Genomic DNA, 20,676 nt, shown 5'->3' on the forward strand with positions numbered 1-20,676 from the left:
ATGGAGATCGCCGACGGCATCCCGATGGACAAGAAGAAAAAGCACTCGGTCGACATCGTGGTCGACCGCCTGGCGCTCAAGCCGGAGATCAGGAACCGCCTGACCGACTCGATCGAGACCTCCATCAAGCTGGCCGAGGGCCTGGTCACGGTCAACATCCTCGGCGAGAAGGGCGGGCGCGACGTCCTGTATTCCGACCAGATGGCCTGCATCAACTGCGGCGTGTCGATGCCCGAGCTGGCGCCGCGGATGTTCTCCTTCAACTCCCCCTACGGGGCCTGCCCCTCCTGCGACGGGCTGGGCGCCCATCTCGAGATCGACCCGGGGAAGATCGTGACCAACCCGTCCCGGACCGTGCGAGAGGGGGCGATCGAGGGGACCTGGGGTTACGGCAAGGCGATGCTGCACATGGCGCTCACGGCGATCGCGCGCGCCATGCGCTTCGACCCCGACCTGCCGTATAGCAAGCTGCCGAAGGAGGCGCAGCGTGTCCTGCTCTACGGGAGCGGCGCGCAGGAGTTCGACTTCGAGTACATCGAGGGGCGCAGCCACTATCGCTTCCGCAAGGCCTTCGAGGGGGTCATCCCGTCCATGATGCGGCGTTACAAGGCGAGCGAGTCGCCGGGGCTACGGGAGGAGATCGAGCGCTACATGTCGCTCGAGCCGTGCGGCGCCTGCGAAGGGGCCCGGCTGAAGCCGGAGTCCCTGGCGGTCAAGGTCGCCGGGCACAGCATCGCCCACTATACCGGCCTGACGATCAAGCAGGCGGTCGCCGCATTCGCCGGGCTCGGCCTGTCGGAGAGGGACCGGCAGGTCGCCCACCAGGTCCTGAAGGAGATCAACGAGCGGCTCGGCTTCCTGTTGAATGTCGGGCTGAGCTACCTGACGCTGTCGCGCACCGCCGCGACGCTCTCGGGGGGGGAGGGCCAGCGCATCCGGCTGGCCACCCAGATCGGCTCGCGCCTGACCGGGGTGCTGTACGTCCTGGACGAGCCCTCCATCGGCCTGCACCAGCGGGACAACCGCAAGCTCCTCGACACCCTCTGCGCCATGCGCGACCTGGGGAACACGGTCATCGTGGTCGAGCACGACGAGGAGACGATCCGCTCGGCCGACCACGTCGTCGATCTGGGGCCGGGTGCGGGAGAGGACGGCGGCCGGGTGGTCGCCCAGGGGACGCCGGACGAGATCGCCGCCGCCCCGGCGTCGCTCACCGGCCAGTATCTCTCCGGCCGGCGGTCGATTCCCCTACCCGATCGTCGGCGGTCGCCCGCCGGCGTCAAGGGGGAGAAGGGCTGGCTCGCCGTGCTCGGGGCCGAGGAAAACAACCTGAAAGCCCTCGACGCAAGCTTCCCGCTCGGACTGCTGACCGCGGTGTGCGGCCTTTCCGGATCGGGAAAGAGCACGCTGGTCAACGAGACCCTGTACAAGGCGCTGGCGCGCTCGCTGTACCGGACGCCGATCCGCCCCGGCCGGCACCGCGCCCTGCAGGGGGTGAAGGAGGTCGACAAGGTCATCGACATCGACCAGTCGCCGATCGGACGCACACCGCGCAGCAACCCGGCGACCTACACAGGCCTGTTCACGCCGATCCGCGAGCTGTTTTCCTCGGTCCCCGAGTCGCGCATGCGCGGCTATCACCCCGGCCGCTTCTCGTTCAACGTCAAGGGGGGGCGCTGCGAGTCGTGCGAGGGGGACGGCATCATCAAGATCGAGATGCACTTCCTGTCCGACGTCTACGTCACCTGCGAGGAGTGCAAGGGGCGGCGCTACAATCGGGAGACGCTGGAGGTCCTGTACAAGGGGAAGAGCATCGCCGACGTCCTGGAGATGGCGGTCAAGGAGGCTCTGCAGTTCTTCACCAACGTGCCGGCCATCCACCGGAAGCTCGAGACCCTCGATGCCGTCGGGCTGTCGTACATCAAGCTCGGCCAGTCGGCGACCACCCTGTCCGGGGGGGAGGCGCAGCGCATCAAGCTGTCGAAGGAGCTGAGCCGGCGGGCCACCGGGCGCACGGTGTACATCCTGGACGAGCCCACGACCGGCCTGCACTTCGAGGACATCCGCCGCCTGCTCGACGTCCTCAACGCCCTGGTCGACCAGGGGAACACGGTGATCGTCATCGAGCACAACCTCGACGTCATCAAGACGGCCGACTGGATCCTCGACCTCGGCCCCGAGGGCGGGGACGAAGGGGGCCGGATCGTCGCCGAAGGGCCCCCCGAGGAGATCGCCCAGAACCCCGGCTCCGCCACCGGCGCGTTCCTGAAACGCATCTTCGCCCGCGCCAGGCGCGCCCAGCCCGAGCCGTCTCTCGCCCGCGGCGGGAGCGCGGCGGTCCGGGCATGACACTGTTGTTGCGGATCCTCAGGTTTCCGCTGACCCGCTTGCTGATCGCCGCGAGCGCGCTCGGCGGGACGTGGTACGCCGTCCAGCTCCTCCTCGTGGCCACGGGAGCGTCGACCGACATCGGCGATCCGGTCTCGTCTCCCCACCTGGCGTCGATCGCCACGGCCGTCGCCTTCGCGCTGGTCTACGTTCTGTATGTCCTTCTGGTGGAGCGCCGGCGGGTGCGCGAGCTGTCCCCCAAGGGGGCCCTGCTCGAGCTTCTGGCCGGCGGCTTCGTCGGCGCGGGCCTGTTCACACTAACCATCGTCTCGATCTGGGCCGCCGGCGGCTATGACGTGGCCGGGTGGAATGGCGTCATGGCGGCGGCGCCGGCGCTGTCCCTGGCCCTGGGATCGGGGTTCGCCGAGGAGATCCTGGTCCGTGGCGTGATCTTCAGGATCACCGAGGAGGGGCTCGGGACGTGGCTGGCGATCGCGATCTCGTCGGCGCTGTTCGGCCTGGCGCACGCCGCGAATCCAAATGCCTCGACGGTCAGCGTCGTCGCGATCGCGCTCGAGGCCGGCGTCCTGCTCGCCGCCGCGTTCATCCTGACGCGCAGGCTGTGGCTCGCGATCGGCCTGCATGCCGCCTGGAATTTCGTCCAGGGGGGCGTGTTCGGCGTCGCCGTCTCGGGACATACCATGGGCGGTCTCCTGAACGGCCGGCTGAGCGGCCCCGCGATCCTGTCCGGCGGCGAGTTCGGCGCCGAGGCCTCGGTCTTCGCGGTGGTCTACTGCCTGGCGGCCGGCGTGTTCCTCCTGGTCAAGGCGCACGGGTTGAAGCGCTTCATCGCAGTCCCCTGGCGGCGGCGCTTGCCCGCAACGGCTCCGCCGGTCGCATGCTGAAGCACGCGGGACCCCTACCGGAGGGGAGCCGCGTGCGCCTGCGGCCGACACGCCCCGACGACCTGGACTGGGTGATGGCCGCCGAGGGGCACCCCGAGAACCGCCCGTTCGTGGCGCAGTGGACTCGCGCGCAGCACGAGGAGACTCTCACGCACCCCGATCAAGCGCACCTGGTCATCGAGAGCCTGGCCGACGGCCGGACAGCGGGCTATGTCATCCTCGCCGGCCTGGCGTCGCCCCGGGACGCCGTCGAGCTCCGGCGGATTGTGGTCACCGAGAAGGGGCGCGGATACGGCCGCGAGACGCTGCGCCTGATCGCCGGGCTGGCCCTCGACGTTCTCGGGACCAGGAGGCTGTGGCTCGACGTGCGCGCCAACAACCCGAGGGCGTGGCGGCTGTACGAACAGGAAGGGTACTCGGCCGAGAGCACCACGCCCGACGGGCTCACGATCCTGTCGATCATCCGGGAGCGCGGGCGTCCCGGGAAGGGGGAAAGCGAATGACCGCAGCCGCAAAAGCGCCGGTCGGCTTCATCGGATTGGGAATCATGGGGGCCCCGATGGCCGGGCACATTCTCAAGGGGGGGCATCCCCTGACCGTGTTCAACCGCACGCGGTCGAAGACCGCCGACCTGGAGGCGCGGGGCGCCAGCGGCGCCGGCTCTCCGGCCGAGGTCGCGGAGCGGTCCGAGATCGTCATCACCATGGTCTCCGACACCCCGGACGTCGAGCAGGTGGTGGCCGGTCCGCGGGGGGTCCTCGAGGGGATCCGCCCCGGAACGGTGGTCGTCGACATGAGCACCGTCGCGCCGGCTCTCGAGCGCCGTCTGGACGGCCTGCTGCGCGAGCGCGGCGCATCGCTCCTCGATGCGCCGGTGTCGGGCGGCGACGTCGGGGCGAGGAACGCGACCCTCGCCATCATGGCCGGCGGCGATCGGCAGGCGTTCGAGCGCGTCCGGCCGGTGCTCGGCCTGCTGGGGAAAAGCCTCACCTACTGCGGCCCGTCGGGCAGCGGACAGATCGCCAAGTTGTGCAATCAGATCCTGATTTCGGTGACGCTCCTGGGGGTCAGCGAGGCGCTGGTCTTCGCCCGCAGGAACGGTCTCGATCCCGAAGTCATGATCGAGGCGGTCTCCGGAGGCGCGGCCCAGAGCTGGCAATTGACAAATCTGGGCCCGCGGATTATTAAGCGGGACTTCGCGCCCGGCTTCATGGTCGATCTGGTACAAAAGGACCTGCGGCTGGTCCTGGAGGCCGCCGAGACCGCCGGCGTTTCACTGCCTGCAACGGGGCTGGTGCACCAGCTGTTCCGTTCGGCGCAGGCGCACGGCTCCGGCCGGGAGGGGACGCAAAGCCTGGGAAAGGTTGTGGAGCGGTTGTCCGTTCTGGAGGGAAGACCATGAGACGGTTGGCGGCGGCAGGGGCGGCGGTCCTCATTTTCGCAGTCGGCTCGATCCTCGGTCCGGGAGGTGACACCCGGGCGGCCCAGGGGCGGCTCCTGACCGTCGACGACCAGTTCGAGATCCGGGAGGTCGAGGACCCGCAGATCTCCCCCGACGGCAACTGGGTCGCCTACTCCGTCGCGAAGATGGATCTCAAGGAGGACAAGGGGGACCGGGACATCTGGATGACGCGCTGGGACGGGTCGCAGTCGATCCGCATCACGACCAGCAAGGAGAGGGAGAAGACGCCGCGCTTCAGCCCCGACGGCAAGTACGTGGCGTTCCTCTCGAGCCGCGACTACGACGAGGACACCGACCAGGTCTGGATCATGAGCCGGGCCGGGGGGGAGGCGGAGCGCATCACCGACTTCAAGGGAGGCGTGGACGACTACGCCTGGTCCCCTGACGGCACCCGCCTGGCGCTCATCGTCTACGACCCCGACCCCGACGCCTGCGACTCCGAGAAGGAGAAGTGCGAGGACAAGACGCCGAAGCCGATCGTCATCGATCGCTACAAGTTCAAGCAGGACGAGACCGGCTACCTCGTCAGGCAGTACGACCACCTCGTCCTGTTCGACCTGGCGACCCGCAAGGGGGAGGCCCTGACCTCGGGGAGCCACGACGACCTGCAGCCCGCCTGGTCGCCCGACGGCAAGCAGATCTCATTCGTGAGCAAGCGCGGCAAGGAGCCGGACTCCGGCGACAACTGGGACGTGTTCGTCATCGAAGCGAAGGCCGGCGCCACACCGCGCCAGCTGACGACGTACGAGGGGGCGGACGGCTCGCCCGACTCTGCCTCGCCCCCGGTCTGGAGCCCCGACGGCAAGCAGATCGCCTACCTGCAGGTCGGGCCGCCGAAGCTCATCTACTACGCCGTGCCGAAGCTGGCCATCGTCCCGGCCGCGGGCGGGGCGCCGCGGCTGGTCGCGCCGGACCTGGACCGCACGCTCGGCCACCTGACCTGGGCCCCCGACGGGAGATCGATCTACACCCTCTTCGAGGAGGACGGATCCGTCCACCTCGCGAAGATCGAGGCCTCGTCCGGCAAGGTCGAGAAGCTTCTCACCGGTCAGCGCACCCTCGCCGATTTCTCGCTCGGCCCCGGCGGCAAGATCGCCGTCCTCAACGGCACGTCGACGCAGCCGTACGAGGTGTTCGCCCTCGAGGGGACGAACCTGCGCCCTCTGTCCCGCCAGAACGACGCGTTCATGGCGAAGGTGCGAATCGGAGCGACCGAGCAGGTCAGCGTCAAGAGCAAGGATGGCACGATGGTCACCGCCTTCATCGTCAAGCCGCCCGACTACCAGGCCGGCAAGAAGTACCCGGCGATCCTGCGCATCCACGGCGGCCCCGTCGGCCAGTTCCAGCACGAGTTCATGATGGAATTCCAGGAGTTCGCCGCGAACGGCTACGTGGTCATCGGCGCCAATCCACGCGGCTCGTCGGGGCGCGGCGAGGAGTTCTGCAAGGCGATCTTCGCGGACTGGGGGAACAAGGACGCCCAGGACGTCCTGGCGGCGGTCGACTACGCCGTCGCGAAGGGGATCGCCGACCCGCAGCGCCTCGGCGTCGGCGGCTGGAGCTACGGCGGCATGCTGACCAACTACGTCATCGCCCAGGACACCCGGTTCAAGGCGGCGACGAGCGGCGCCAGCATCTCGAACATCCTGGCCGGCTACGGCACCGACCAGTACATCGTCGAGTACGAGGAGGAGCTGGGGCAGCCCTGGAAGACGTTCGACGCCTGGGTGAAGGTCTCGTTCCCGTTCCTGCACGCCGACCGGATCAAGACGCCCACCCTGTTCCTGTGCGGCGAGAGCGATTTCAACGTGCCGCTCCTCAACTCCGAGCAGATGTACCAGGCGCTGCGCAGCCAGGGGATCGACACGCAGCTGATCATCTACCCGGGCCAGTACCACGGCATCCAGAAGCCGAGCTACCTGAAGGACCAGGACGAGCGCTACCTCGCCTGGTACGCCAAGTATCTGAAGCCGTAGGGGGCGGGCGCCACCACTCATTGCAGGGCGGCGGCGCCTGCTGCACCGCGGCGCCTACTCGGACGATGAGTGGTCGTGCACGATGCGCCAGCCTTCCGGCAGGCGCTTCAGGATCACCGTGTACAAACCGGTCAGCTTCCTGCCGCCGGAGAGGGTGAGGTTCCAGCGGCCGTGCCCGACCGCGGAATCGGGCCCCAGCATCTCGATCGTGTCCTCAGTGAAATCGAGCCGGCCCATCTCTTTTCCCTCCGATCGGTAGCGCTTGTGATAGCGCTCCAGCGTGGCCTCCCAGCCACGCGTGACCGTGCCGCCCGAGTAGAACGTGAGGTCCGGTGATTTCCAGTAGCCCTGCATGTACCCCTCGAGATCGCCGCGGTTCCACGCCTTCTCTTGCTGGACGAGGACCATCCGGATGGGATGCTCCTCCGCCTTCACCGTCCCCTCGGCTAACGCGGCCGTCTGATCGACGGAGTCCCCGCCTAGTGCGACGACCAGCACACACGCACATAGCCCTGCCAGGATCAGCAGTTGGAAGGAGTATCGTTCCCCTCTCGCAACCCTGCCCGCCACGTGTTTGAGTCTCGTCATCATTGGATTGCTCCGGTCGTTACTCCTCAAGCCGCCGAAACGCAGTCAGGGGCTCGGCTGACATATGGTGCCTCAGCCGAGCCCCTGAAAATACGCCTGTCTCTTACCGTTGTCCCAAACGATCCTGTTTAGACTAGGCGCACACGCACCCCACGAACCCCGGATTCCTACACCAGCCGCTGCCCGACTCGCAACAAGCGTCGCATTCAGCATTGGTATAGCAGATGACCCCAGGGCATCTCAGGTCTGACGGACCCGAAATCCCTGCGGGTGCGAGCGCGCCGTTGTCCATGACTGACATACCAAGCTCTCCGGCCTCTGCACAGGGCTGGGGCGTGTTCTCAGAGAGCAGTGCTATTCCACTGGATGCGCGGGAGCCTGAGCCGAAGTTACCCGTGGCGTAACCGCCGACCAACACGATACTGACCAGGATCAGTGTCAAGAGAGTCCATGACTTGGGTTTCATTTCAACCCCCAGACAGGAATTGGTGCTCGTGGCTGCGTCCCGGGGATCCATGAACTCTACGCAGTACGAACAGCGTTGAAGTGCCAACGAGACAGGCTTGGTTTTGTGTCTTTCACGAGACCTGGGGCCGTGTCAACAAGAATTTTGATTATAATTCCATCCGTGGCTCGTCCGATGTAAACTGGCAAACAGACTTGGCGATTCTCTTAGGGCCAGCTTCCACGAAAATGGCTAGACCACGTGAAACTCGTGAGTTGCGCCTTGTCGTCGTGGGTGCAACAAGAATCGCAGACCCCATGCCGATGGGGCACTGCAAGTTCTACGCTGACATGTGCTGCACGAGTGTGAGGACGAATCCAATTGTTCACTCCAAAATCGAGCAGGTAGCGACGAGATGAACACGATAGGGCTCCCAAGCGAAGTTCGGCTATAATGCCAACTAACTGGAATATCAGCGATGTCTTGGCTCGATAAGTGCTCCCGCCGAGTGTCCATGCTGGCGTTTGTGTGCGCAAGCATTTTCTCGCCTGCCTTTGCCGAGACGACCGGAGGAATTCGTGGAACCGTGACTGATCAGAACGGCTCTGTTCTCGAAGGAGTGTCCATCATGATCAGCAGCACGAGTCAAACGGTGAGCGGTCGAGGCACTTTATCTGACCGGACGGGAGTCTTCCAGGTGACCTCACTGCCGCCCGCCGGCGATTATGTCGTCAGCGTTTCGTGCCCAGGCTTTGCGAGCACAATTCTTTCCGCGATCGAAGTGTGGTCGGGACGCACGTCAATGGTTCGCATCATGCTCGCGCCAGCCACGCAGTTACGTGAACGCGTCGAAGTGCGGGCGCATCCTCAGATGATCGACGTCGACAATCCGACCACGGAGACGCGTTTCGGTTCCGAGTTCATCGAAGCGCTGCCGCTCCTGGGCAGGAACTACCAGGACGTCCTTGCGCTGGCCCCTGGCGTGACCGATGTCGACGGCGACGGGAACCCGAACATCCACGGCGCACGGGATACCAGCGTCGTCACGCTCGTCGACGGGGTGAGCACGACGGATCCATTGACGGGCAAGCTGGGAGCGCAGCTGAATATCGAGTCGATCCAGGAGATCGAGATCAAGACATCGGGAGCGACCGCCGAGTTCAGCCGTGCTCAGGGGGGCTTCGCGAACATCATCACCAAATCGGGAGGCAACCAGTTCGGTGGGGCGTTCAAGTTCTTCTGGCGCGGCTCGCTGCTGGACGGTGATGGCGCGGGCATCGATGACGCGCGATTGCACGCAGGCATAGGCGAACTCGAACTACGCGGCCTCGTGTTCAATGATTTTCTGCCATTCCTGTCCTTCGAAGGCCCCATCGTGAGGGACCGTGCCTGGTTTTTCATGGCCCACGAATACGTGCAAACCGAGGAGCCGGTCAACGCCCTCAATCTCGCGTTCGTACGTGGCGTGCGTGAGTTCCGTGACTTCGTCAAGTTGACCTGGCAGATCGCCGCCAACCATCGCGCCGCCCTCTCGTTCAACTACGACCCGCAGAAGTATCTCAATCAGGGGCTGAACAGCTTCACCGCCCCGGAGAGTGGCTACGAGCTCAAGGCAGGTGGAACGGTCATCACGATGAAGGTAACCTCCATTCTGAGTCCGCTCGTCGCACTGGAGACATCCGTCTCCAATTTTGTCGGCAGGCCCGGTCTGGTCCCGAATCTTGACCGCGATACGAACGGCAATGGAGCTCTCTACTATGACCGGAACCGGAATGGCTATCCCGAAGCGTCGGAACGCGACCCCGGGGACGATTTCGACCGCGATGGGTTCTTCGACGTGTTCGAAGATGCAAACCACAATGGCAAGCTGGACCCCGGGGAGGATCTGGATCACGACGGGCGCCTGACACCCAGTTTCGGATGCGAGGGGGCCCTCAGGGAGGACTTGGACTGCGACGGGAACCTGGATCGTCAGAATGAAGACGCTGACGGCAATGGTCTATTTGACTTCGTGCACGAGGATCTCGATGGTGATCGTCGACTCGACCTCGGAGTCGAGGATCGGAATGGCAATCACCGGCTTGACGATGCCCCTGTGCCGTCTGATGTGTATCCCTACGGCCACCTTGTTCCAATCCTTCCCGATCGCGATTTCACCATCGGTGAACTAACTGGCATCATCACCGGCCCCTACTTCGAGGACTATTCCGACCGGAGAAAGCGATTCACGTTTCGCCAGGACCTGGGCGTCTTCGTGCCACAGGCTGGCGGATCACACGACCTGAAATTCGGACTGTCGGCGGAGCGTGAGAGATTTTCCAGAACTACCCGAGTCGGGGACATCATGTCCCTGCTCGAACCCAACGACTGCGCGAACACTCTTCAGGAGGTTGTCGAGAACGCCAGGAACGGCGTGGAGAGCAATTTCTTCTGCACCCTTCAATCCGATTTGCCAACAGTCAAGGCGATCCTTCACACGGAGCCAAGGGTTGACAACGAGGCGACCAATCTGACAACAGGGCTCTACATCCAGGATAGCTTCAAGCCTCATCCGAACCTGAGCCTTGGTCTTGGCTTGAGGCTTGACCGCGAGCAGACCGATTCCTTCGGCTACTCCTATTTCGACCCGGTCGCTCAGTCGGCCCCCTTCAATCGGGTGAATGCACTCGCGGGCGGTGAGTTCGGCCTCGACGATTTTCTGCTGGGCGACAACAACGGGGTGCAAAGCTTCGGAATACTTGGCGATCCCCTGATTTCCGGGAATCGTCAGGCCGCAGCCTATCTCACGGACCCGATGCGGGTGGGGGCGCTCTCACGCCTGACGCGACATCACTCAGATATCAGCTTCGGATCGTCTCAAACGAACCTGTTCATAGGTGATCTTTTCTCCGGCGGGGAGCTGGACACGACAAAACTCCAGTCGGTCGGCATCAGGCCGCAGCGGGCGGAACGTTTCCGGCTTACCAACAACAACCTCTCGCCCCGCCTATCGGTGTCCTGGGACCCGGCTGCCAATGGGCGGACGAAGCTATTCGCCACCTGGGGCCGCTACTTCGACAAGCTGTTCCTGAGCACGATCGTGGCAGAGAAGGGACCCGATCAGCTGAACCGGTACTACTTATTCGACGAAACTGGCGTCAGAAAATCCCTAGGAGTCTTGGGTGTGGCGGTCACCGGGACCCCGAACCACTACATTGGCACCCTGATTTCGAAGTCACCTCCGTCAACCACGCAGATCGACCGCCAGCTCGGCACTCCCTTCAGTGACGAGTTCACCATCGGTTTAGAGAGAGAGCTGGCTCCCGATGTCGCCGTGGCAGTCACCTACGTCAACCGCCGCTATCGCGACCAGCTCCAGGACGTTGACGTCAATCATTCCCTGCGGTTTGGTCCAGACGGCAAGCCCCTGGACGTCATCGGCGAGTTGGTGTTCGCGGGCGGAGGCAACGAGCTCCAGGCCAATCGCCTCCCGGACGGTCGTCCCGATCTCTATAGCAACAATGTGTTCTTCAACCAGATCCTGAGGATCGGCAACCTCAACGAGGGGTTCTACCACGGCCTCGAGTTGCGCTTGAGCAAGCGGCAGGCGCGCCGCTGGGAGTTGCAGGGCTCCTACACTTACTCGAGAGCACTGGGGGACGCCGAAGACTTCCAGTCGCGCCTGGGGAACGACCCCTCCACCGTCGAGTCAGAGTTCGGCTACCTTGATTTCGACCAGAGGCACGTCGTCAAAGTGAACGCCTCTACATTTCTGCCCAAGGACTGGCAGGTCGGCTTCGTGGGCAACTGGGCTTCGGGCCTGCCGTTCTCGATTGTGTCCCGCTTCTTCGCCTTGGACAACATCGACATGCAGCAGTTCAGGACGAGATATGGGTTCACGACGGTTGAGCCGGGATCCGGCGCCCGCTTCCACAGCCTCCGTCGAAACAGTGAGCGCAACGACGCCACCCTCAACATCGACCTCGGAGTGCGAAAACACCTGGCTCTCGGGAAGGCAACCGCTGCCATCAGCCTGGATATCCTCAACCTTCTCAATTCCGACGACCTGCGCATTTTCACCTTCGAGCCCAACCGAGGTGACTTCAAGGCGGGCGACGGCGTGCTCCTGGCCAGCCCACTTCAACTCGACGCTGAACGACGCTTCGGCCGTCGGTTCCAGGTCGGTTTTCAGCTGCGGTATTGAATTACAGACACCACTTTCTCCGCACCACGCTGCGCGCCAACATGTAGAATGCCCGCATGACCAACGTTTTCGACGACGTCACCAGGGCGATCGGGCACACGCCCCTCGTCCGGCTGAACCGCATCGGCCAGGACACCGGGGCGACGTTCTACGCCAAGCTCGAGTACACCAATCCCGGCCACTCGGTGAAGGACCGCATCGCCGTGCAGATCGTCGACGACGCGGAGCGCGGCGGCTCCCTCAAGCCGGGCGGGACGATCATCGAGTGCACCAGCGGCAACACCGGGATGGGGCTGGCCATGGTCGGCGCGGCGCGCGGCTACCGCATGATCTTCGTCATGCCCGACAAGGTCAGCAGCGAGAAGATCAAGGCGCTGCGCGCCTTCGGCGCGAAGGTGGTCACGACGCCCACGGCGGTGTCGCCGGAGGACCCGCGCTCGTACTATTCGGTCGCGAAGCGGATCGCCCAGCAGACGCCGAACTGCTTCTTCGCCAACCAGTACCACAACCCGAGCAACCCGGAGGCGCACTTCCGGACGACCGGACCCGAGATCTGGGAGCAGACGGACGGCAAGGTCGACGCCGTGGTCATCGCCACGGGGACCGGGGGCACCCTGAGCGGCATCGCCCGCTACATCAAGACGCGGAAGCCTGCGGTGAAGTTCGTCCTGATCGACCCGGTGGGCTCGATCCTGTACGACTACTTCAAGACGAAGACGATCCTGAGCAGCTTCAAGACCTACAAGGTCGAGGGGTTCGGGGAGGACTTCCTGCCGACCACGCTCGACTTCTCCCTGGTCGACGAGTGCTACCAGGTGACCGACAAGGAGTGCTTCCTGACGGCGCGCGAGCTGACCCGCAAGGAAGGGCTGTTCTCGGGCGGCTCGGCCGGCGGCGCCGTCTGCGGCGCGATCAAGTTCGCGAAGGAGTACCCGCAGTGCAGGACCATCGTCGTCCTCCTTCCGGACTCGGGGTCGCGCTACCTGAGCAAGGTGTTCGACGACGACTGGCTGCGCGAGAACTCCTTCCTCGACGAGGAGGCCACCTACGGCAGCCTGAAGGACATCGTGGAGCGCCAGCGGCGCCATCCCCTGTTCACCGCCGACGCCGCCGACGGCGTGCAGCCGGTCATCAAGCTGATGAAGACGCACGGCATCTCGCAGCTGCCCGTCATGGAAGGCGGCAGGATGATCGGCATCATCTCCGAGATTGATCTATTGAACGCGCTCCTGAAGGACCCCGACGCCGTGGGCCGCCCGGTCGGCGAGCTGGTGGACCAGAATTTCGTGCTCGTCCCCCCCGACGCGCCGGTCAGCCGCCTGGCCGCGATCTTCAGCGAAGGGAAGGTCGCGCTGGTCGAGGAGAACGGCAAGATCGCCGCCGTGGTCACGAAGATCGATCTCATCGATCACATGGCGGGGGTGATGAAGTAGCTACTTCTTTCTCCCCGCGCTCCCCTTCAGGATCCCCCCCAGATCGCGCAGGAAGAACCCGAAGATCACGACCGACCCGACGGACAGCAGGACGACGCAGATCCAGGTGAACAGGTCCCAGCGGTTCATGCAGCGGCCCCCGCCGCAGCCGGCGGCTGATGGACCTCCCGCCCCAGCAGGTTCCCCAGAACGAATCCCGCCAGGGACAGCGGCAGGCTGAAGAAGATCGCGTACTCCTGCCAGAGGCTGATCTCGCGCCCTCCGACGGTGAAGGTCCAGATGAACGTCGCGTACTCCTCGTCGCGCACCCCGAGACGATGCACCGCGAGGTAGTACAGCACGACGGTCACGAGGCCCGTGGCGCATCCCAGGAGGCCGGCGAGCCTGGTCTTCCTTCCCTTCCAGAACAGGCCGGCCATGATCGGCACGAAGACCGTGGACGACAGGATGCTCGACATGAAGACCCACAGGGCCATCAGCCGCTCGAAGTAGAAGGCGAGGACGAACCCGAGGGCCCACGATCCCACGATGCCCCACTTGGTCAACCGGCTGAGGCTGGCGTCGCTGGCGTCCGGCTTGAAGACCGGGCGGTAGATGTCGTACACGATATTGCCGCCGGCGACCAGGCAGTAGGAATCGATCGTCGACATCTCCGCCGCCAGGACGCCGGCCAGGAAGATTCCGGTCAGGCCGGCCGGAAGCGCGAACACGACGATCCGCAGGAGCGCCTCGTTCGGGTGCGTCCCCTCCGGCAGGATGCCGTTGTGCACCGCGGCCCGGGCGAGCATGCCACCGGCCGTCACGCACCAGTCGTAGGCCCCCCACATCAGGATGCCGATCAGGAGGGCGTTGCGCACCTCGCGCGAAGAGCGCGCCGCGAACACCCGCTGGTAGAACGCCGGCTCGACCAGGATGGTGAGGCCGGTGGCCGCGTACACCACCACCAGCCAGATCGGCACGCTGCCCATCGGCTGGAAGAACGTCGCCGGCAGGTTCTGCGCTACGTAGTCGAAGCCACCGACGTGCGACATGACGATCGGGATGGCGATCGCCAGGGTGACGCACATGAGGACGAACTGCACCGTGTCGGTGAGGGCGTCCGCCCAGAGCCCGCCCCACAGCGTGTACACGAGCGCCACGCCGCCGAAGAGCAGTCCGCCGATCCACAGATCGATGCCGAACACCACCTGCGCCAGCTTGCCCATGCCGAACAGGCCGAGGGACGGGAGCGAATAGACGAACGAGGCCACCGCGGCGAAGACCCCCGCTTCCTTGCCGTAGTGCCACTGGAGGATGTCCGGCAGCGAGCGGTGGCCGTGCTGGCGCAGGCGGTCGGCGAGGAAGAAGGCGGCGATGATGAAGAACAGGTAAGTCGGGCGCGAGTAGCCGAACCAGGCGACGATCCCCTCGTTGTAGGCCAGCTCCGAGGTCCCGAACAGCACGTCGATGCCGTAGTACGTCGAGACCAGCGTGCAGATGAGAACCGGGGTCGTCATGGTGCGCCCGGCGATGAAGAAGTCGTCGAAGTTCGCCATCTTCTTCGAGACGTACCAGCCGATCCACAGCATGAAGACGAGGTAGGCCGCGATGACGACGAAGTCGAACCACGACATGTGGGCGTTGATCACGAAATCCACGCGGGTCTCCAGCGGCGCCGCCGCGCACGCCGCGACGAACGGGCGCTAGGTACCACACGCAAGCTCGGTGCGTCAACCGGAGGGGCGCGCCTCGCCCTGCCCCTTGACCGCTAACGGATCACGATGCGCACCGGTTGATCGGAGAGTGGCAGGATCACCGCCAGCCCCGAGGCGGCTGCCGCCGGATCTTCATCCCCCGAAGGGGGAGGCCCCTGCCGGCATTCGACGACGACCGCTTCGGCCGTCTGCTGGACCGACGCGACGGCGAGCACCTTGGGCAGCAGCACGACCATCTCGCGATCGAAGGCGACCTCGGGAACCGGGGCCCCCGATCCGTCCAGGAGCGCGGTCCACTCCGCGGCGGTGCGGACGACGCGATGCTGGCCGTCCTTCTCGGGAGCCCTGCCGATCCGGATCGTGCGCCAGCGCACGGTGCCCCCCGCCGTGGATCCGCCCGGCGCCGGCTCCCCTTCCGGCGAGGCGGTCGGCTGCGCGGCCGGCGGTGAAGCGGCCGGCTGCTCCACCGCCGGCGGGGCGGCCGGAACCGCGGGGACGGAGGCCGCGGGAGCCGGCGTCGGTCGTGGATCGACCGGCGTGTCCCCCGGCGTGGCCGCGGGAGCCGGAAGGGCCGCGGGAGGCGGAAGGGCCGTGGGAGCCGGAAGGGCGGCGGGAGCCGGCGGGGTCGTGCGTGGTCGCGTTCCCGGCCGGGCCGGTGTGGCGGCGGGTCGCGGAGGTCTCCGCCCGGGGGCGGGGGCCAGGTACCCGAGCGATCGCAGCGCCTGAATCGTCGCCTCGTCCGGAGTGGCGGAGGGGCTCCCGGAGGGGGACGCGGGGGGCGCCTCGGACGACGAGGCCGCCGGAGGGGTCACCGGCAGGCGCCGGGCGGCCCAGAACGTGATGCCGGCGACGGCGACCACGAGCGCGGCGATTCCGCCGGCCCTCCCCCACCACGAGCTGCGGGCCGGCGCGACGGGCACGGGGGGCCCGACGGCCGGATCCCAGCCCGCCGATTCGACGGCCTGATCGACAAGGGCCAGCGTCTCGCGCGTCCGATCCAGCTGATCGTGGATCCGCGCGGCGAAGTCCCGCGGCAGCGGGGGCGCGTCTTCGTGCAGCTCGAGGGTCAAGCCGCGATGGAACTCGACCCGCAGGCGGAGCGCGGCGTCCGTCAGCAGCCGGCGCTCGAACTCGCTGCGCTCGGCGCCGGCAAGGCGGCCGTCGAGGTACAGATTCATCGCCTCGAACACGGGCTCCGCGAGGGCCGTTTCCCCGGGCCGAAGCCGGGACCTCGCCTGGAGCAACCGGGCGTAGACGACGTCGGCCGCCATGTCCAGGATCCTGCCGATGGCCTCGTACTCCAGGTCGCCGGCGACGCGGAGCACCAGGACGGCGCGCGAGGTGGGATCGAGCCGCGACAGGGCGCTCCACAGGGCCGCGCGCTCGCTCGACGGGATGGCGGGCGCCGGGGCGGCCGCAACCTTGCCCCGGGGCCGGCCGGATCGGGCTGGCGGATCGAGCCTCTCCCTCCAGAGCGAGACGAGCCCGCGAATCAGGTGGATCGCCGCCTCGCGCTCGCCCGTCGGGAAGGCCGGCTCCAGGAGGCTCCGGACCAGGCACTCCTGCGTCAGCTCGTGCGCCCGGGGACCGTCTCCTGTCAGGTGGTAGGCGAGCACGAACAGTCGCCGCCCGTGCCGCTGGATGATGTCGTCCCCGTCGACGGGAGTGGTGCCCAGATCCATCAGGCCTTCTTGGGGCCTTTTCCGGACGATTTGCCGCCGATGGCGCGGTGGATCGTGTAGAGCCTTCTGTGCGCCGACTGCGGCGGAGGCTCCGGCGGCTTCGGCTCGGAAGCCGGAGGATCCTGGGGTCCGGAAATGCCCTTGAGGACTTCCTCGAACAGCTTCGCCTGGGCCTTGCTCCGGCTCTTGGGCAGCTGCCCGCGACGGAACTGGTGCTCCGACAGGCAGGTGTTGCAGCGGACCTTCTTGACCTCGTCCACCACCAGGCTGACGACGCCGTGGTTCATGATGAGCCGGCATTTGGGGCAGTAGTCGTCGATCACATCCCCCAGACGGACGCGACGAGACTCCATCAGTGAGTTCCCCCGGGGCGGCGGCGCATGAAGAGGCTCATCATACTACACGGCGACGGCAGGGCGCGCCGCGATTGACTTTGCGGGGATCGTGTGGCAGAAGGGGCGCTCCATGAGCGAGCGGTATCCGGGCATCGCCCGGGCCTGTTTCCATTTGAACTGGATCTTCCTGGCGTTCTGGGTGCTGTACGTCCTGGGCCCCGATGCCACCGGCCTGCTCGGCACGGCGCGCGGCGGTCCGGCGTACGCCGCCTTCTCGCTGGGGCTGTTCGCGATCCATTTCGTCCTGATCAGCTCCGGCATCATCGCGCTGTTCGTGGTGATCATCGAGGTGCACGCCGGCCGGCCGGTGCGCGGCTTCACGAGCGTCCTGCTCGCGCTGGCCCTGCCGATGATCTCGTTCCTCTATTTCGCGGTCCGTTATCTCGCCGCGGTCCAGCGCTTCCTGAATTCCTAGGAGCCGGTCCGAGCAGGGGGCCGCGCCGCTCCGGGTATGGGGCCGCATCGCTCCGGCGCGCCTCACGGGCCGGCGCGTGCGCCCTGGGAGTCCGTCAGGAATTTCGCGATCTCGCGCTCCATGAGCTCGGGCTCGACGTAGCCCACGAATTTCCTTCGCATCTTGCCATGGCGATCGACCAGGAGGCTCGTCGGCACCGCGTCCGTGTTTCCCAGGAGCTTCGCCAGACCAGGGTTCATCATCCCGGACGGATACTTGATGGGAGTGACGCGGACGAACGCCTCCACGTCGGCCGGCCGATCGTCGACGGACACGCCGATCACCACCAGCCCGCGGTCGCGATAGCGATCGTAGAGGCGGTTCAGGTGAGGAATCCCCATGCGGCACGGGCCGCACCAGGACGCCCAGATGTCGAACAGGCGCACCTTGCCGGCATAGCGCCCCAGCTGGATCGCGCGTCCTTGCGTGTCCTCCAGGACCACCTTCGAGTAGGGATCTACGGGAGGGCCGGCGGGCTTCGCGGCCGCCGCGGCCGCACAGGATGGGACCGTGAGGAGGGCGGCCAGCAGCCACCGCGACGCGGCCGGGATGACGAGGTCCGGCTTCATGGTCCCGGAGCCGGCGCCGCACCGAGCCGCTCGGCACGGATGATCGAGATGGCGGCCGGCTTCCAGCGTGGATGATCGTGCAGGCGGAACGAGACGGAGAAGTCCCCCCTCAGCCCGGGGTGGCTCTTGTAGAGGCGTAGCAGCTCGCTTCCTTCCAGGACCTGGTAGGCATAGGCGGTCCCGGGAATGCGGAACATGATCCGGCCATCCGGAGAGATGCTGAACCGGCCGTCCGCCTCGATCTGGCACTCGCCGCCGACCTTGAAGCCCGCCTTCACCACCCGGTCCTTCACCTCGTTGAGGCTCAGGGATTTCCCCTCCGCCGCCTCCACGCGCACCAGCCCGCTCCCCAGGTCCGCGGCGGCCCCGACCACTCCGTCGAGGCGCTTGACCGACTCCTCGACGCCCCTGGTGCAGAGCGCGCAGGTCATTCCCTTGACCGGGAGGGTGAGCACCCTGACCGTCCCGGGCGACGCCGCGCCTCGGACCGTCGGGGCGGCGGACACATGCGCCACGGAGAGCGCCGTCAGGACGGCCACCATGGCCGCGGCTCCCGGCGGGTTCTGCGGTATTCTCGCCGTGTGCATGCCGAGACAATAATTCGCCCCGGCGGCGAAAACAAGCCCGCGATGCCATCCGCGGGTCCCTCGCTCCTGGCGATCCCGACGCCGCTGGCGATCATCCTGGTCGCCGCGGCCCTTTTCCGGGCGGTGTATTTCATCGTCTACTCCCGGAACGGCATCCTGTTCGACGGGTTGATCCTCGATTCGGCGGTGTACGACGCCTGGGCGGAGCGCATTGCCGGCGGACAGTGGCTGGGCCCCCAGGCCTTCTATTTTCCGCCGCTCTACCCTTACGTCCTGGGACTCCTGTTCAAGGTCGCCGGGCATTCCCTCCCCCTCGTCTACCTGCTGCAGGGGCTCCTGGGCGTGGTCAACATCTTCTTGATCCATCGCATCGGGGCCGTCCTGTTCGGGCCGCGCGCCGGCGTCCTGGCCGCCGCGGGGGCGGCCCTGTACGGCCCGTTCGCCTTCCACGAAATGAAGGTCCTGGGCACGACCCTCGGCCTGACCCTGAGTCTCCTGTCGCTCGCCCTGCTGGTCGGCGCCGAGTCGGCCTGGGCCCGGTCGGCCGGCGCGGGCCGGGGGGGCGGCGTCCCGATGCGCTGGCTCGCGGCGGGGCTCGCGATCGGCGTCGCCTCCGCGTGCCTGCCCGGCACGGTGCTCCTGGCGCCGCTCTATGCCGCCAGTCTCGCGTGGCGCCGCGCGGTCCGGGCCGCCCTGACGCTTCTGATCGGGACGATCCTGGGGCTCCTGCCGGTGACCGCCCACAATCTCTACGTCGCCGGGGATTTTCTGCCGCTCTCCGGCCAGGGCGGGACGACGTTCTACCAGGGGAACAACCCGCTGGCCGTCGGACGATACAGTGTCGCGCCCGGATTCAGCGGCGCGCCCGAGAGCCAGGCCGCCGAGGAGCAATCGATCGCCCAGCGCGAGACCGGCCGGGGGATGCGGCGCTCGGAGACGAGCGCGTATTTCCTCCGGAAGGGGCTGGCCTGGATCGTCTTGTCTCCCGGTGCCTGGCTCCTTCTCGAGGCCCGCAAGCTGGCGGCGCTTCTGGGCGACTATGAGGCGTCGACCGAGTACAGCATCTATTACGAGCGCGACCAGGTCCCCTGGCTGCGGCTCCTGGCCCTGCCGTTCGCGGCCATCGCCGGAGCCGGCATCGCCGGCCTGCTGCGGGCCGGCATGCCGCGCCCCCCGGCGACGGCGCTCTTCCTGTACACCGTGCAGGCCGCGGCGACGCCGCTCATCTTCTACGTGTCCTCGCGCTACCGCCAGCCCCTCGTCCCGGCCCTCCTGATCTACGGGGCGCATCTGGCCGACGGGGCATGGTCGGCGGCGCGCCGCGAGGGGGCGCCGCCACGCGCCGACCTGCGCGCCCTGGCGCTCGCCGGCGTCCTGGCGATCGTCTCCTTCTTCCCTCTCGGCGCCCAGATGGACTCGGCCGAAGGGAACGTGCACTACAACATCGGGAACCTCCTGGCCGAGCGCGGGCGTCATGCCGAGGCGATCCTCTCGTTCGATCGGGCCGTGGCCCGCTGGCCCGGCAACGCCCCCGCGTGGGTCAACCGCGGCAACAGCCTGGACAAGCTCGGGCTGGAGGACGAGGCCCTGGCGTCCTACGGCCGGGCGGAGGAGGAGCGCCCCGGCTTCTGGCCGGCCATCAAGGGGCAGGGGATCATCCTCCACAGGAGGAAGGACCACGCAGGGGAGGAGGCGGTCTACCGCCGCGGCCTCGCCGAGGGCCGGGAGGAGGCGCGCTATTACCTCGGCGTCGCCCTGAAGAATCAGGACCGCCTGGACGAGGCGGTGCGCGAGTTCGAGGAGGCGACGCGCCTCAACCCGTCGTACGCCCGGGCGCACACCCGCCTCGGGGAGATCCTCGCGGCCCGGGGCGACACCGCCCGGGCGCGCGAGCACTTCCGCCTCTCCGTCGCCGCCGACCCGGCCGACCGGGCGGCGCAGGCCGGGCTGTCCCGCCTGGGCGGCTGACCTCCGT

General features: G+C 66.8%; 16 protein-coding genes. 9 read left to right on the top strand and 7 right to left on the bottom strand.

Annotation, left to right across the window (positions count from 1 at the left end):
• The 5 genes from uvrA to VGV60_03820 all read left to right on the top strand — a co-directional run.
• Positions 1–2,349, top strand: a 2,349-nt coding sequence (uvrA, locus tag VGV60_03800; GenBank protein ID HEV8700379.1) for an excinuclease ABC subunit UvrA, incomplete at its 5' end; no start/stop codon positions are given.
• Positions 2,346–3,233, top strand: coding sequence for a CPBP family intramembrane glutamic endopeptidase (locus VGV60_03805; GenBank protein HEV8700380.1), 888 nt, complete (start codon positions 2,346–2,348; stop codon positions 3,231–3,233). The genes uvrA and VGV60_03805, both read left to right, overlap by 4 nt.
• A gap of 32 nt (positions 3,234–3,265) precedes the next feature.
• A complete protein-coding gene (locus tag VGV60_03810) occupies positions 3,266–3,736 on the top strand; it encodes an N-acetyltransferase (GenBank protein ID HEV8700381.1) in 471 nt (156 codons plus the stop codon).
• Positions 3,733–4,635 carry an NAD(P)-dependent oxidoreductase gene (locus VGV60_03815; GenBank protein HEV8700382.1) on the top strand — a complete coding sequence of 301 codons (903 nt, stop codon included), beginning with the start codon at positions 3,733–3,735 and terminating at the stop codon, positions 4,633–4,635. The genes VGV60_03810 and VGV60_03815 overlap by 4 nt, the downstream gene beginning before the upstream one ends.
• On the top strand, positions 4,632–6,671 hold the full coding sequence (locus tag VGV60_03820) for a S9 family peptidase (protein ID HEV8700383.1): 2,040 nt from the start codon (positions 4,632–4,634) through the stop codon (positions 6,669–6,671). Before VGV60_03815 ends, VGV60_03820 begins: the two co-directional genes overlap by 4 nt.
• 54 nt (positions 6,672–6,725) lie before the next feature.
• Here VGV60_03820 and VGV60_03825 read toward each other — a convergent pair whose 3' ends face one another.
• Entirely contained in the window at positions 6,726–7,106 is a 381-nt protein-coding gene (locus VGV60_03825; protein ID HEV8700384.1) for a DUF4440 domain-containing protein, read from the bottom strand.
• Between the two features lie 1,112 nt (positions 7,107–8,218).
• On the opposite strand from VGV60_03825, the gene VGV60_03830 reads away from it, so the two are divergent.
• Positions 8,219–11,887, top strand: coding sequence for a carboxypeptidase regulatory-like domain-containing protein (locus VGV60_03830; protein ID HEV8700385.1), 3,669 nt, complete (start codon positions 8,219–8,221; stop codon positions 11,885–11,887).
• Positions 11,888–11,943: 56 nt separating this feature from the next.
• On the top strand, positions 11,944–13,320 hold the full coding sequence (locus VGV60_03835; protein ID HEV8700386.1) for a cysteine synthase A: 1,377 nt from the start codon (positions 11,944–11,946) through the stop codon (positions 13,318–13,320).
• On the opposite strand, the gene VGV60_03840 is transcribed toward VGV60_03835, so the two are convergent.
• From VGV60_03840 to VGV60_03855, 4 genes are all read right to left on the bottom strand, one after another.
• A complete protein-coding gene (locus VGV60_03840) occupies positions 13,321–13,449 on the bottom strand; it encodes a hypothetical protein (GenBank protein HEV8700387.1) in 129 nt (42 codons plus the stop codon).
• Positions 13,446–14,957: a sodium:solute symporter family protein gene (locus VGV60_03845; protein HEV8700388.1), complete on the bottom strand. Its 1,512-nt coding sequence runs from the start codon at positions 14,955–14,957 to the stop codon at positions 13,446–13,448. Before VGV60_03845 ends, VGV60_03840 begins: the two co-directional genes overlap by 4 nt.
• 110 nt (positions 14,958–15,067) lie before the next feature.
• Positions 15,068–16,696, bottom strand: coding sequence for a sigma-70 family RNA polymerase sigma factor (locus VGV60_03850; GenBank protein HEV8700389.1), 1,629 nt, complete (start codon positions 16,694–16,696; stop codon positions 15,068–15,070).
• Positions 16,696–17,049: a hypothetical protein gene (locus VGV60_03855; GenBank protein HEV8700390.1), complete on the bottom strand. Its 354-nt coding sequence runs from the start codon at positions 17,047–17,049 to the stop codon at positions 16,696–16,698. The genes VGV60_03850 and VGV60_03855 overlap by 1 nt, the downstream gene beginning before the upstream one ends.
• A gap of 112 nt (positions 17,050–17,161) precedes the next feature.
• On the opposite strand from VGV60_03855, the gene VGV60_03860 reads away from it, so the two are divergent.
• A complete protein-coding gene (locus VGV60_03860) occupies positions 17,162–17,506 on the top strand; it encodes a hypothetical protein (GenBank protein HEV8700391.1) in 345 nt (114 codons plus the stop codon).
• 62 nt (positions 17,507–17,568) lie between these two features.
• Here the strand turns inward: VGV60_03860 and VGV60_03865 are convergent, their stop codons facing one another.
• Entirely contained in the window at positions 17,569–18,114 is a 546-nt protein-coding gene (locus VGV60_03865) for a TlpA disulfide reductase family protein (GenBank protein ID HEV8700392.1), read from the bottom strand.
• On the bottom strand, positions 18,111–18,656 hold the full coding sequence (locus tag VGV60_03870; protein ID HEV8700393.1) for a heavy-metal-associated domain-containing protein: 546 nt from the start codon (positions 18,654–18,656) through the stop codon (positions 18,111–18,113). Before VGV60_03870 ends, VGV60_03865 begins: the two co-directional genes overlap by 4 nt.
• 87 nt (positions 18,657–18,743) lie before the next feature.
• Here VGV60_03870 and VGV60_03875 point away from each other — a divergent pair, with 87 nt between their 5' ends.
• Positions 18,744–20,669, top strand: coding sequence for a tetratricopeptide repeat protein (locus VGV60_03875; protein HEV8700394.1), 1,926 nt, complete (start codon positions 18,744–18,746; stop codon positions 20,667–20,669).
• The last annotated feature ends 7 nt before the right edge of the window (positions 20,670–20,676 follow it).

The organism is Candidatus Polarisedimenticolia bacterium, from assembly GCA_036001465.1.
Taxonomy (GTDB): Bacteria; Acidobacteriota; Polarisedimenticolia; order Gp22-AA2; family Gp22-AA2; genus Gp22-AA3.